Annotated in this window: 16 protein-coding genes, 2 pseudogenes and 1 riboswitch; of the genes and pseudogenes, 13 read left to right on the top strand and 5 right to left on the bottom strand. The window is 67.9% G+C overall.

From position 1 onward, the window contains the following. Together E3O42_RS15220 and E3O42_RS15215 are read right to left on the bottom strand one after the other, a co-directional pair. Entirely contained in the window at window positions 1–606 is a 606-nt protein-coding gene (locus E3O42_RS15220) for a TetR/AcrR family transcriptional regulator (protein WP_134454749.1), read from the bottom strand. A 117-nt stretch (window positions 607–723) separates the two neighbouring features. Beyond that, entirely contained in the window at window positions 724–1239 is a 516-nt protein-coding gene (locus E3O42_RS15215; RefSeq protein WP_134454748.1) for a hypothetical protein, read from the bottom strand. Window positions 1240–1364: 125 nt separating this feature from the next. On the opposite strand from E3O42_RS15215, the gene E3O42_RS15210 reads away from it, so the two are divergent. Both E3O42_RS15210 and E3O42_RS15205 read left to right on the top strand, forming a co-directional pair. Continuing rightward, window positions 1365–1835, top strand: a complete 471-nt coding sequence (locus E3O42_RS15210) for a hypothetical protein (protein ID WP_134454747.1) — start codon at window positions 1365–1367, stop codon at window positions 1833–1835. Window positions 1836–1886: 51 nt separating this feature from the next. Next, the gene (locus tag E3O42_RS15205) at window positions 1887–2738 is read left to right on the top strand and encodes a siderophore-interacting protein (RefSeq protein ID WP_134454746.1); all 852 of its coding nucleotides are present in this window, start codon (window positions 1887–1889) and stop codon (window positions 2736–2738) included. Window positions 2739–2745: 7 nt separating this feature from the next. On the opposite strand, the pseudogene E3O42_RS18630 reads toward E3O42_RS15205, so the two are convergent. Next, a pseudogene (locus E3O42_RS18630) lies at window positions 2746–2835 on the bottom strand (RidA family protein); the annotation flags it as partial. A 239-nt stretch (window positions 2836–3074) separates the two neighbouring features. Beyond that, window positions 3075–3176, bottom strand: a pseudogene (locus tag E3O42_RS18850) (hypothetical protein); the annotation flags it as partial. A gap of 135 nt (window positions 3177–3311) precedes the next feature. On the opposite strand from E3O42_RS18850, the gene E3O42_RS15195 reads away from it, so the two are divergent. From E3O42_RS15195 to E3O42_RS15180, 4 genes are all read left to right on the top strand, one after another. Continuing rightward, the gene (locus tag E3O42_RS15195) at window positions 3312–3785 is read left to right on the top strand and encodes a universal stress protein (protein WP_134454744.1); all 474 of its coding nucleotides are present in this window, start codon (window positions 3312–3314) and stop codon (window positions 3783–3785) included. Window positions 3786–3795: 10 nt separating this feature from the next. Continuing rightward, a riboswitch (Fluoride riboswitch) is annotated at window positions 3796–3868 on the top strand. Window positions 3869–3904: 36 nt separating this feature from the next. Further along, window positions 3905–4651, top strand: a complete 747-nt coding sequence (locus E3O42_RS15190) for a 2,3-bisphosphoglycerate-dependent phosphoglycerate mutase (RefSeq protein WP_241984864.1) — start codon at window positions 3905–3907, stop codon at window positions 4649–4651. Further along, window positions 4651–5109: a fluoride efflux transporter FluC gene (locus tag E3O42_RS15185; protein WP_134454743.1), complete on the top strand. Its 459-nt coding sequence runs from the start codon at window positions 4651–4653 to the stop codon at window positions 5107–5109. Before E3O42_RS15190 ends, E3O42_RS15185 begins: the two co-directional genes overlap by 1 nt. Beyond that, on the top strand, window positions 5106–5483 hold the full coding sequence (locus tag E3O42_RS15180) for a fluoride efflux transporter FluC (RefSeq protein ID WP_134454742.1): 378 nt from the start codon (window positions 5106–5108) through the stop codon (window positions 5481–5483). Before E3O42_RS15185 ends, E3O42_RS15180 begins: the two co-directional genes overlap by 4 nt. 13 nt (window positions 5484–5496) lie before the next feature. On the opposite strand, the gene E3O42_RS15175 is transcribed toward E3O42_RS15180, so the two are convergent. Then, window positions 5497–5991 carry a MarR family winged helix-turn-helix transcriptional regulator gene (locus E3O42_RS15175; protein ID WP_134454741.1) on the bottom strand — a complete coding sequence of 165 codons (495 nt, stop codon included), beginning with the start codon at window positions 5989–5991 and terminating at the stop codon, window positions 5497–5499. Between the two features lie 150 nt (window positions 5992–6141). Between E3O42_RS15175 and E3O42_RS15170 the strand changes: the two genes are divergently transcribed. The 7 genes from E3O42_RS15170 to E3O42_RS15140 all read left to right on the top strand — a co-directional run bounded on the left by E3O42_RS15170 (window position 6142) and on the right by E3O42_RS15140 (window position 11805). Continuing rightward, the gene (locus E3O42_RS15170; protein WP_134454740.1) at window positions 6142–7323 is read left to right on the top strand and encodes a TerC family protein; all 1182 of its coding nucleotides are present in this window, start codon (window positions 6142–6144) and stop codon (window positions 7321–7323) included. 144 nt (window positions 7324–7467) lie between these two features. Then, complete coding sequence (locus tag E3O42_RS15165) at window positions 7468–8058, top strand: TerD family protein (protein ID WP_134454739.1); 591 nt, start codon at window positions 7468–7470, stop codon at window positions 8056–8058. Between the two features lie 58 nt (window positions 8059–8116). Next, on the top strand, window positions 8117–8695 hold the full coding sequence (locus tag E3O42_RS15160; protein WP_134454738.1) for a TerD family protein: 579 nt from the start codon (window positions 8117–8119) through the stop codon (window positions 8693–8695). A 51-nt stretch (window positions 8696–8746) separates the two neighbouring features. Then, window positions 8747–9949 carry a toxic anion resistance protein gene (locus E3O42_RS15155; RefSeq protein ID WP_134454737.1) on the top strand — a complete coding sequence of 401 codons (1203 nt, stop codon included), beginning with the start codon at window positions 8747–8749 and terminating at the stop codon, window positions 9947–9949. Window positions 9950–9982: 33 nt separating this feature from the next. Beyond that, window positions 9983–10495 (top strand): hypothetical protein, encoded by a 513-nt coding sequence (locus tag E3O42_RS15150; protein ID WP_134454736.1) that lies wholly within the window; start codon window positions 9983–9985, stop codon window positions 10493–10495. Continuing rightward, a complete protein-coding gene (locus E3O42_RS15145) occupies window positions 10492–11043 on the top strand; it encodes a TerD family protein (RefSeq protein ID WP_134454735.1) in 552 nt (183 codons plus the stop codon). Before E3O42_RS15150 ends, E3O42_RS15145 begins: the two co-directional genes overlap by 4 nt. Before the next feature lie 3 nt (window positions 11044–11046). Continuing rightward, window positions 11047–11805: a hypothetical protein gene (locus E3O42_RS15140; protein WP_134454734.1), complete on the top strand. Its 759-nt coding sequence runs from the start codon at window positions 11047–11049 to the stop codon at window positions 11803–11805. Window position 11806: the final 1 nt, after the last annotated feature.

Below are 11806 nucleotides of genomic sequence, written 5' to 3'. Positions count from 1 at the left end.
TCAGGCCGGGGACCCGCTCGCCGGCGGGCGGTTCCCGGCCCGGGCCAGGGCGATCACGGCCTCGACGTGGGCACCCATGTCGCGGGTCTCGTCGAACATCCACTGCACCTGCATGCCGTCGCTGACCGCCATCAGAATCGACGCCAACATCTCCGGGTCGACCGCGGCGTCGAGGCGACCGGATGCCTGCATCCGGCCCAGCCCGGCCGCGATAGTGCTCCGCGAGTGCGCGTAGCGTTCCCGAAAATAGCCGTGCGCCGGATGCTCAGGGTCAGTCGCCGCGGCGGCCGACAGGTTGGCGAACATCTGCACGAGTCCTGGCACCTCGGCATTGTGGCGGATCAGGGCCGCGAAGGTGGCCGCCGGGTCCGGGTCCTCGGGATCCTTCGCCTTGTCGATCTCGTCCCGGGTACGGAGGATGGCCACCCAGAGGTCGTCCTTGGACTCGAAGTAGTGCAGCAGGCCGGCCTGCGTGAGCCCCACCGCGGCGGCGATGTCCCGCACCGAGGTCTGGTGGAAACCCTGCCGAGCCACGAGCGCCAGCGCGGTCTCGAGGATCTCGGCGCGCTTCGCAACGCCTTTCGGGTATTTGCCCAGGGTCGCCATGGTGCAAGGCTAGCGAGGTTCCGCGAGCCGTGAGTTAAGCCCCAAAAACTCGCGTTCTTTGGGGCTTAACTCACGGCTCGCGGGATGGTGGGGGCGCTGGATCGCTGCATTCCGGCGTCAGTGCACCAGGATCTTCAGCAGCATGGCGAGCATCCCCAGGGCCGCCGTGGCCAGCGACCCACAGACCCGCCAGTACCAGGCGACCTTGAAGCCGCCGAAGGCGATCCAGCCCACTGCCGCCAAAATGGCCACCTCGACCCAGAGCGCGGTCCAGTAGGCCACTTCACCGTCGCGCACCCCGACGAGTCCGAACAGCAGGAAAATCAGCGGCGGGATTCCCGCCAACAGCAGCCCCTGGGAGCTGTGCAGCGCCAACCGCACCGACGCCCTGACCTGCACGGTCTCGGTATCCGGTCGACGCCGTTGCGCGGCGACGGCGTGCGCGAAGACCTCGGTGGCCCAGAAGACCAGCACGCTGATCAGCGTGATCGCGAAGACATCGAGGATGCCGCCCGACTCGTCGGCAACGGCGATCACGACGCTCACCAGCACGGTCCCTGAGACCAGCTCGGGAGTGATGAACCGCTCCCGCAGCCGAGCGGTCGACCAGGGCTTCGTTGTGTCTACATTCACCGGTATCCATCCCGCGCCGGCCACCCGGCGTTCATCGGTACGATCTTTGCCCCGACCATCCGGCGGTGTCTAGGCCCGCTCCCGTCGGTTGTGCCGCAGAATGGATGGACAGCGGAGGGGGCGGTATGTCGCGGAAGAGGCGAGCGGAACAACTTCGGGCTATCGCGGCACACGTTCTGACCGCACCGATCCTGCTCGAGGGGGATGCCGACGAACTCCTGACCGTGCTACGCACCGGCGCGCGAGCAGCGGAAATCCCGGTGACCGACCACGCGTCGGCCGAGCGTCCGGCGCGCGTCGTCGTGCTGGCCATCGACCGGGACGCCCGGCGATCCTCACTCGTGAAGGCCGCCACGCTGCTTCGAGAGCTGGAGGACCACATCGCCTCCGACGCCGTGCGGATTGTCGTGGTGCAGAGCGCCCGGTCCCGGCTCGCGCCCCCGAAGCTGCAGCGCCTGGTCGCGTCGGAGGTCCTGTTCCATGTGGCCCTGGCGCTCTCGAACGTCGTGCCGGGCCAGAAGGAACGCACCCTCCGGCAGCGGTTCGGTCTCACCACCCTGGACGCCGCGGGATTCCGCATCTTGCGCTTCGGCTAGCCGCACCCCGGCATTGCCAAGTGAGGGTTACCTAACTTAGAGTTGGTCTGGATGACTACTCCCACTCTTGCACCGGCCCGTCCCGTCAGGCCGCAAATCACCCTCTCGGTCGTGCGACGCGAGCAACTGAGTCCCCATTTGGTGCGGATCGTCCTCTCCGGCGAGCAGTTCGAGAGCTTCGTGACGAACGATGCGACCGACAAGTACGTGAAGATCTACTTCGCCAAGCGGGAGCTCGGCCTCACGCCGCCGTTCGATGTTCCGCTCCTGCGTGAAACCCTCGCCGCGGAGGACCTTCCGGTCACGCGCACATACACGGTGCGGAAAGTGGACACGATCGCTCGCACTCTCTCGATCGACTTCGTGGTGCACGGCGACGATGGCCTGGCCGGTCCGTGGGCCGACGCGGCCCAGCCCGGCGACCTGCTCACGTTCTCCGGCCCCGGCGGCGGCTACGCCCCCGACCCCGGTTCGGCGTGGCACCTGTTCGCCGGCGACCAGTCCGCACTGCCCGCCATCGCATCCGCCCTGGCGTCGTTGCCCGCCACGGCAGAGGGACTGGCCTTCATCCAGGCGGCCGGCCCGAGCGAAATCCTGGAGCTGGCGGCGCCCACGGCGGTGCAGATACAGTGGCTCTTCGGCACGGACCCCGCTCATCTCGCCGCCGCAGTGGATGCCGCGACCTGGCTGCCCGGCCGGCCGCAGGTCTTCGCACACGGCGAGCGCTCGGCGATGAAGGGTCTGCGCGATGTTTTCACGGCGCACGGCGTGCAGAGGTCCGAACTCTCCCTGTCGGGCTACTGGGCCCAGGGCCGCACCGAGGACCGGTTCCAGGCCGAGAAGCGTGAGCCGGTCGGCCAGATCCTCCCCGTTCCGGAGCAGTCACCGTCGCTCGGTCGATGACGTCGACGTCGAGCACCGCGGCGACCGCCTCGATTTCGACGAGCTGGTCGGTGTAGCCCAAGACCGTGACACCCAACAGGGTCCTCGGCGCGTCGTCTGCGCCGCACAGTCGCCGACCCCCGCCGGCTCCCGTCGAGGTTCACCGGGTCGGTCTGCCCGACCCGCACCACCCGACCCGTGAGCGGCGCGTTCGGCCGGGGTGGCCTCGGTAATGTCCCACTCGATGCCGGCATGGCCGAAAAGGGCCGTGATCGCGCGAAAGGACAGGGCGTGCACCCGGTTGTGGTCCCATTTGATGTACCTGATGCCGTACTCGGTGAGAATCGCGTCGACCTGGCCGAGCACGTGCGTGTCGGCGCCCGGGTGCCCGAGGTCGAGCACCTGCTGGTGCCGGGCCTCCGGCGGGATCCGCCCGCCGGCCCAGACCGACGGGTCCACGATCCAGTCGCCGAAACAATCTGACGCGCGGCGAAAGCACCTAACGACCCCTCCCCGGCACTGAGCCGACGTCACACCAGCGCCGCCCTGGATAGGGCCTACCGCGCTTCGGGGTCTTCTGTCACTCTGGGCGCCATGAACATCCGAGCCCGAGTGGTGGTGGGCGTCTATCCAGGCCAGGCCGACGGCGTCGTGCTGCAGGCCGCGGTGTTCGCCGCGCGGTTCGACGCCGAGCTGGTGTGCGCCTGGGTGGACCCGGGCCGGCATCCGCGGGCGGACCACGCCGAGGCGCCCGCACCGGGCGACGGCGCGGGCATCGACCCGTACCTCACCGCGCACCTGACCCGCATCCTGGGCGGCCACGACATCGAATGGAGCACCCGCCAGCTCTCCGGCGACCCGGCCAGAGCGCTTGGGCAGCTCGCCGAGACGCTCCGGGCCGCGATGATCGTGGTCGGCACCCGGGACAGCGCCGTGCGCGGCAGCTTGCAGGAGTTCTTCGCGGGATCGATCGCGATGCACTTGGCCCACCGGCAGAGCCGTCCTGTCGTCGTCGTCCCCCTGGCGCCGGTGTCGTTCGACGATGACGTGCCGTGGGAGTCCGATTGAGCGGTGTAGCCTTTTGCGTGGTGATGGATCCCACCTGAGCATCTGCTCGAACCGCCGACCGCGCTGATGGTTCCTACCGACTTCTTAGTCGCGCCGTCGCCGGCCGACGAGACTGGTGGGTGACGGTGACGAGCATGCCGAGCGGTGGTTCCCTCGTTCTGCTCCGCCACGGCCAGAGCACCGCGAACGCCGCCGGTCTCTTCACCGGCATCCTCGATCCGGGGCTGTCAGCGTCGGGCGCCGACGAGGCGCTGGCCGCGGCCGGCTTGCTCAAGGCGAACGACCTGGTGCCGGATGCCGTGCTCGTTTCCCCGTTGCAGCGCGCCGTGCAGACCGCGGCGGTCGTCGCCGCCGCGCTGGACCTGCCGGCGCACGAGGTCGGCACCGACTGGCGCCTGAACGAGCGCAACTACGGCGCGCTCACCGGCCGACACAAGGACGACGTGCGCACCGAGGCCGGCGAGGCCCAGTTCCTGGCCTGGCGCCGCTCGGTCGACACCGCGCCACCGGCCATGTCCGACGAGCAGCTCGCGGTCTTCGCGGCCACCGCCCTGTTCCGCGGCCTACCCCGGCGGGCGCTCACCCGCACCGAGTCGTTGCGCGACGTGATGGGCCGGGTGGCCGAGATCCACACCGAGCGGGTGCTGCCACTCCTGGCCGACGACCGCACCGTGCTGGTCGTGGCGCACGGCAACTCGCTACGTGCGTATTGCGCCGTGCTCGAGGCCCTCGATAAGTCGGCCATCCACCGGCTCAACCTGCCCACCGGGCATCCGCTTGTGTACCAGGCCGGCGGCCGGCGCTACCTCGACGCCCCGCGTGCCGAGGCGGCCGCGCTCGCGCTCGCCCTCGACGGCGGCACCTGATGGCCGTCCCGAACGATCGGTCACGCCCCGTGCACCTGCGCTGGCATCACCTCGCCCTCGTCTTCGCCGGCGGCACGGTGGGCACCGCGCTGCGCGAGCTCCTGGCAATCTCGGTCCCGCCGGTCGCCGGGGTGACCGTTTCGATTGCGGCCATCAACATCGTCGGCGCGTTCCTGCTCGGGTTGCTGTTGGAGACCCTGGCCCGCCGCGGCCCCGACGAGGGCAGGCGCCGGCAACTGCGCCTTCTGCTCGGCACCGGCGTGCTCGGCGGCTTCACCACATATAGCGCCCTGGCCACTGACACCAGCCTGCTGCTGGCCGACAGCCGGCTCGGCACGGCGCTGCTCTACGCGCTGGGTACCGTCCTCGTCGGCGCGGCCGCGTCCTGGGCCGGGATCGGCGCGTCCGGCGCCCTGCACCGCCGGCGCCCGGACCATCGCGAAGCGGTGGCCCGATGACCCCGGTGCTCTTCGTCGCCGTGGCGCTGGCGGGCGGTCTCGGCGCGACCCTGCGGCTGGTCGTCGACGGCGGCGTGCGGGCCCGGGTGCGCACGGCACTGCCGGTCGGCACCCTGCTCATCAACGTGGTGGGCTCCCTGCTGCTCGGCCTGATCACCGGGCTCGCCCTGGCGCTCTGGCTGCCGGGGGCATGGCACCTCGTGCTGGGCGGCGGCCTGCTGGGTGGTTTCACCACTTTCAGCACCGCCAGTTACGAGTCCGTGCGACTGGCGCAGGATCGTCGTTCCCTCTCCGCACTGTTCAACGGGTTCGGGATGCTCGCCCTCTCGGTGGGCTGCTCATTCTTCGGCCTGTGGCTGGGCCTGGGCGGGTAGCCCAGCGCACCGGTCAGATCGACTCGTTGTGCCGGGCCACCGCATCGGTCACCCAGGAGAGCTCGTCGACGAAGCGGCCGAGCAGCCGCGAGAACTCGGTGCGGTCTTCTTCCGTCCATTTGCCGACCAGGGTCTCGTAGACGCCCTGGGCGAGCTGGCGGTGCCGGGCGATTGCAGTACGACCTTCTTCCGTCGCGGTGATGAGCACGGCGCGGCGATCGGTCGGATCGGATCGCCGACTCACCAGCCCCGATTTTTCCAGCCGCCGGATCTCGGTTGTCATGGTGGATTTGTCGACCGCCATCCAGCCCGCGAGCTTCGACATCCGCAGGGGCCCGGCGACCACGACGCGTTCCAGCAACCAGGAGTCCGTGCTGGAGAGGGCGGCGCCGGTCGAATCGTGCAGCATCCGCTTGTTGTCGGCGCGCGTCGACCAGCGGAAGATCGTCGACAGGGCCGATTCCAGGGCCTCTCCCACCGTTGGAGGGGTTTCCCGGCTGTGCACCATGGCTGAAAGTTTCCTGACTTTTCGGAGGCTGTGCGATTAGTTGGACGGACCCAACTAATATAGTGGAGCTACCTTACCTTTCGGTAGGCATGCGAACGGTTGGGCGACCCCAACTAAATCACACCACTACCCTCGCGGAGAACACCACCCATGGACATACCCGGATACGTCTGGCTCCTCACGATCCTCGGCATCGTCGCCCTGCTCACCTTCGACTTCTTCTTCCACGTGCGCAAGGCGCATGAGCCGACCCTCCCCGAGGCCGCCAAATGGTCCGCCATCTATGTGGGAATCGCGATCGTCTTCGGGCTCGGCGTTCTCTTCTTCGGCGGCGGCACGCTGGGAACCGAGTACTTCGCCGGCTACATCACCGAGAAGGCGCTGTCTGTCGACAATCTCTTCGTCTTCCTCATCATCATGGCCAGCTTCAAGGTGCCCCGCGCCGACCAGCAGAAGGTGCTCCTCTTCGGCATCGTCTTCGCGCTGATCGCCCGCACGGGGTTCATCTTCCTCGGCTCGGCGCTGATCAACTCGTTCGCCTGGCTGTTCTACCTGTTCGGCGCGTTCCTCATCTACACCGCGGTCAAGCTGCTCAAGCCTGAAGCCGAGAGCGACGAGGCCGACAACTTCATCATCCGGCTCGCCAAGCGCCTGTTCCACACCACCGAGCGCTATGACGGCGACCGGTTGTTCACCATGGAGAACGGCAAGAAGGTCATGACGCCGATGCTTCTCGTCATGGTCGCCATCGGTGGAACCGACCTCTTGTTCGCGCTGGACTCCGTGCCCGCGATCTTCGGTCTCACCCAGAACGTCTACATCGTCTTCACCGCGACGGCGTTCTCGCTGATGGGCCTCCGTCAGCTCTACTTCCTCATCGACGGCCTGCTCGACCGCCTGATCTACCTCAGCTACGGCCTGGCCGCGATCCTCGGTTTCATCGGCGTCAAGCTCGTGCTGCATGCCCTGCACGAGAACACGCTGCCGTTCATCAACGGAGGCGAGCACGTACCGGTCTTCGAGATCAGCACCGGCCTCTCGCTCGCCGTGATCATCGGTGTTCTCGCGGTCACCGTTGTCGCCTCGCTCGTCAGCCCGGCCGGTCGCGCGCACAGCGCGATCGCGCTCAGCAAGGGATCGGCCAAGAAGTACCTGACCGGCGACTTCAGCGGCAAGGGTGAGACCCGCGACGAGACCTACGCACTCGTCGTGGCCCACGAGCGCGCTCTCGGCCTGCTTACCCCCAAGCACCAGGCTGGTGCCGCCGAAGACGTAGAACTTCAGGCCCTGCTCGCCGAGGCGCACGAAGCACACAGCAGCTTCGCGAAGTAGTAACAAACACCCAGGAGTGGGCGGCGACTCGCGGCTGTAGCCGTCTCGCCGCCCGCTCCATACAGGATTTTCCGTGCCGGCGGCCTCTAGACTGGGCGCGCACTGGCGCTGACCAACACAAAACGTCATACGAAGGAGTACACAATGGGTTTGAGCTTGTCAAAGGGCCAGTCGCTCTCGCTGACCAAGGCGGATGGCGGCAACCTCTCGAAGGTCCGCATGGGCCTCGGTTGGGACAGCGCCGCCCCCGTCAAGCGCGGACTGTTCGGTCGCGGCAAGGCACCAGAGGTCGACCTCGACGCCTCGGCGATCTTCTTTGACGCCTCCGGCAAGGTTCTCGACACCGTCTGGTTCCAGCAGCTCAGCAGCAAGGACGGATCGACCCGCCACACCGGCGACAACCTGACCGGGGCCGGAGATGGCGACGACGAAACGATCCTCGTCGACCTCACCAAGGTGTCCGCTGCGGTCTCGCAGATCGTCTTCGTCATCAGCAGCTACAGCCAGCAGACCTTCGACGCCGTCCAGAACGCGTTCAGCCGCCTCGTCGACGACTCCTCAGCCGGCACCCCCGAGGTCGCCCGCTACCAGCTGACCGACAGCGGCCCGCACACCGCGATGATCATGTCGAAGGTGTCCCGCGACGGCACCGGCTGGACCTTCAAGGCCATCGGAGAGCGCGCCACCGGCCGTTCGGCCATGGACCTGCTCACTGCGGCGGCGAAGGTCCTCTAAACCGCGCCCCACCGCACGGCTCGTTCACCCACATCATGCATACAAGGAGACAATTCCCATGGCAGGTCTGACACTCGCAAAAGGCAACAACCTCTCGCTGACCAAGGTCAGCCCCGGACTCACCGTCGCCACGGTCGGCCTCGGCTGGGACCCGCGCACGACCAGCGGCGAGTCCTTCGACCTGGACGCTTCCGCGCTCCTCGTCGGCGACAACGGCAAGGTGCGTTCCTCCGCCGATTTCATCTTCTACAACCAGCCTGCCTCGGCAGACAAGTCGGTCGTGCACCTCGGCGACAACCGGTCGGGCGCCGGCGACGGCGACGACGAGCAGATCACGATCGACCTGCGTCTTGTGGCCAGCGACGTCTCCCGCGTGGTCATCGTCGTCTCCATCGACCAGGCCGACGCACGCCGCCAGAACTTCGGCCAGGTGCGCGGGGCGTACTGCCGCATCGTCGACCAGGACGACCAGGAGATCGTGCGCTTCGACCTGAGCGAGGACGCGGCACCCGAGACCGCCATGCTCTTCGCCGAGGTCTACCGCAACGGCACCGACTGGAAGTTCAAGGCCGTCGGCCAGGGCTACACCTCCGGACTCGCCGGCATCGCCACCGACTTCGGCATCTCACTGGACTAACCGGCCCTCCCGCGTCGCCGCCCGCCGAATCAGAATCAGACAGGAAGTCGCATGAGTTCACCTCTCTCTCCCCCGGACGCCTCCGAGATGGCGCTGGTGCTCAAAGCACCGGATGCCCCGGACATCGTGGTGGCGGACGACGCACCCGGCATGGTTCCTGTTCCGGCCGAGCGCCAGCAGGAGATCGCCCGTCAGGCGCGCGAGTTCGTGGCGGATGTCTCGTCCCTCGACCCGCGCACACCCGAGTTCAGCGCCAAGATCGAGGGCATCTCGGCCCTCGCCGGCGCCGAGATGGTGCAGTCCAGCGGCTACTCCACCCGCATGCTGGAACGCTCGTCGACCTCGGTCGCCGGTGCCAAGCGCACCGGCAACAGCGCGCAGATCACCGTGGCGAATACGCTGGGCGAGCTGCGCTCGACCGTCGAAGACCTGACGCCGAACGACGCCGACCTCGGAATGGGACGCAAGATCCTGGGCTTCATCCCCGGCGGGAACAAGCTGGCGAAGTACTTCCAGAAGTACGAGTCCGCCCAGACCCAGCTCGACGCCATCATCAAGTCGCTGATGAGCGGGCAGGACGAACTCCTCAAGGACAACGCGTCGCTCGCCGGTGAGAAGGTGCAGCTCTGGGAGACCATGCAGACCCTGAGCGAGTACGCGGTCTTTGCCAAGGCGCTGGACAATGCCACCGTAGAGAAGATTGACGCCTCACGCTCGGCCGGCCGCATCGACGAAGCGCAGAAGCTCGAGGCTGACGTGCTCTTCCCGATCCGCCAACGCCACCAGGACATCCTCACCCAGCTCGCGGTATCGGTGCAGGGCTACCTGGCGATGGACCTGATCCGCAAGAACAACCTGGAACTCATCAAGGGCGTCGACCGGGCGCGCACGACGACCATCGCCGCCCTGCGCACGGCGGTCATCGTGGCCCAGGCCCTGGCCAACCAGAAGATGGTGCTCGACCAGATCGACGCGATCAACACCACCACCAACAACATGATCCTCAAGACCAGCGAGATGCTCAAGGACCAGACCGTGCGCATCCACGAGCAGGCGTCGAACTCCGGGGTGAGCGTCGAGACGCTGCAGAAGGCCTTCGACAACGTGTTCGCCACCATGGACGCCATCGACACCTTCCGCGCCGACGCCGCCAAGAACATGGAGGGCACCGTCACGGCCCTCGAGGTCGGGCTGCAGAAGGCCAAGCCCTACCTGGAACGCAGCAAGCAGGGCGAACAGCGGGAGCTACGCTAGTTAGTCGGGCGATACAACGGGGACGGTGAGGGCATGGCATTCGGCAAGTTCGTAGACTCGCTGTTCAAGGGTCCGGCGACGCCGGAGATGCCATCGGTCCTGGCGGAGCCCCGGGCCGCGGAATCGGAGGACGAGGCGACGGCGCGCGCGCTCGACCTCCTGCGCACCGCCGTGCGGAGCGCCGGCGGCGAGCTGCCCACGCTACTCAGCTCCAGGCTGGCGCAGATCGACGACCTGCTGCGTGTCGTGATCGAGATGGTGGCCGCCCAGAACGCCTCGACCGAGCAGCGCGTGTTGCTCGACGCGATGATCCGGGACTACCTGCCGACTCCGCTGCGTTCCTTCCTGGCCCTGCCGGAGGGCGAACGCACGAACACCTCGGCCGCCACCCTGCAGTTCTCCGCCCAGCTCGGAATCCTCGAAGAGACGATCAACGACTTGCTCAACCAGATCCGCATCGGTGCCATCGCGGAGCTCTCCACTCACGGGCGCTTCCTCGCCGATAAGTTCGCGGCTCCCTCCCTCACCCTGGACGGACGGTCGTGAACACACTGATCCCGGGGGCCAACGCGGCCCTGACCGCCGAGAATCCGGGGCTCACCGACCTGATGGTCGGCTTCGGTTGGGAGATCATCCCCAGCCGCGGGCCGCAGGCCGAGCTCGTGCCCCTGGCCATTCTGTGTGACGCGCACGGTAAGTCGCTCTCCAACGATCACCTGGTGTTCTTCAACCAGATCGTCAGCCAGGATGGCTCGGTCGGCTTCCGCGATGACCGGGACGTCGAGGAGATCGACGTCGACCTCGCGCGGGTGCCCGCCGACGTCTCGAAGATCGTGTTCGTCGTCTACGTGGACCCCGACGTGCGTGGAGCCGTCAACTTTTCGTCGGTGCGCTCGGCGTATGTGCGGGTGGCCACCGGCGACAACCGGGAGCTCGTGCGCTTCGTTCTCCCGGCCGGCGAGAATCGCACCATCAACGTGCTGATGTTCGGCGAGCTCTACCGCCACCGCGACGACTGGAAGTTCCGTGCCCTCGGCCAGGGCTATTCGACGGGCCTGGCCGGTGTCGCCGCCGATTTCCGAATCGACCTCTGACCGGTGGCGCTGAACAACTCCCCGGTGCGCACCGACATCGGGTATCTGCGAAGGCGGGTCAGGCCCGCGCCTGCGGCCGAGAGCGCCGCGCTGGTCAGCACCGCACCCGAGAATGCCGCGCCCGAGCCGGAACCCCGCCGGGCAGCGTCCGCCGGGTTGTCGCTCGCCCCCGCGACGCCGGGCCCCGCGTCACCCGCCGGCACGGCCCCCGTCGCGGCGGCACGGCCCGTCGTTTCGCCCGACTCGCTCCCCTTCCCCGCCCCCACGATCGATGATGTCCGCGAACTGGGCCACTCCGAGCCGGTCCTCCGGCTCAACGCCCGTGAGTCCGCCGTGGGCAGCCTCATCGTCAGCGGCGCCGATGTTGCGGTGTGGGAGGACGCCGACCGGGTAACTGGCTCAGCGAACGCCGCCGGCGACCTCGCCGGCACCCCGGTGACGACCTCCGGCAATCGGCCGCTCGTGGGGTTCGATGAGGCCGACGCGGTCGTTTCCCTGCGTCACGTGCAGGAACTCCGCCGGGCGTTGTTCGTCGCGCGCGGCCCACACCCACTCGGCGTGCAGATCTTCGACGGGTCCACGGTCACGACCGCTCGGGGCGATGACTCGCGGATGTTCGTGCTCTACCTCCTGAGGATCGGCAACCTCATCGAGTTGCGCGCCGAGCCGGTCGACCGCACCTTGTCGGACGACGCGATCCTCCAGCAGTTCGGTTTCACCCTCACCCCCCATGTCGTCACGCGAGAGTCCCGGAGCCGATAAG

The sequence above is a fragment of the Cryobacterium adonitolivorans genome (genome assembly GCF_004402695.1).
GTDB classification, from domain to species: domain Bacteria; phylum Actinomycetota; class Actinomycetes; order Actinomycetales; family Microbacteriaceae; genus Cryobacterium; species Cryobacterium adonitolivorans.
This window is presented reverse-complemented; position numbering and strand designations above follow the sequence as displayed.

Bases quoted from the DNA above. Each gene is read 5' to 3' on its own strand.
- E3O42_RS15220 (WP_134454749.1), bottom strand. From the start codon at position 606: ATGGCGACCCTGGGCAAATACCCGAAAGGCGTTGCGAAGCGCGCCGAG.
- E3O42_RS15210 (WP_134454747.1), top strand. From the start codon at position 1,365: ATGTCGCGGAAGAGGCGAGCGGAACAACTTCGGGCTATCGCGGCACAC.
- E3O42_RS15205 (WP_134454746.1), top strand. From the start codon at position 1,887: ATGACTACTCCCACTCTTGCACCGGCCCGTCCCGTCAGGCCGCAAATC.
- E3O42_RS15195 (WP_134454744.1), top strand. From the start codon at position 3,312: ATGAACATCCGAGCCCGAGTGGTGGTGGGCGTCTATCCAGGCCAGGCC.
- E3O42_RS15185 (WP_134454743.1), top strand. From the start codon at position 4,651: ATGGCCGTCCCGAACGATCGGTCACGCCCCGTGCACCTGCGCTGGCAT.
- E3O42_RS15180 (WP_134454742.1), top strand. From the start codon at position 5,106: ATGACCCCGGTGCTCTTCGTCGCCGTGGCGCTGGCGGGCGGTCTCGGC.
- E3O42_RS15175 (WP_134454741.1), bottom strand. From the start codon at position 5,991: ATGGTGCACAGCCGGGAAACCCCTCCAACGGTGGGAGAGGCCCTGGAA.
- E3O42_RS15170 (WP_134454740.1), top strand. From the start codon at position 6,142: ATGGACATACCCGGATACGTCTGGCTCCTCACGATCCTCGGCATCGTC.
- E3O42_RS15165 (WP_134454739.1), top strand. From the start codon at position 7,468: ATGGGTTTGAGCTTGTCAAAGGGCCAGTCGCTCTCGCTGACCAAGGCG.
- E3O42_RS15160 (WP_134454738.1), top strand. From the start codon at position 8,117: ATGGCAGGTCTGACACTCGCAAAAGGCAACAACCTCTCGCTGACCAAG.
- E3O42_RS15155 (WP_134454737.1), top strand. From the start codon at position 8,747: ATGAGTTCACCTCTCTCTCCCCCGGACGCCTCCGAGATGGCGCTGGTG.
- E3O42_RS15150 (WP_134454736.1), top strand. From the start codon at position 9,983: ATGGCATTCGGCAAGTTCGTAGACTCGCTGTTCAAGGGTCCGGCGACG.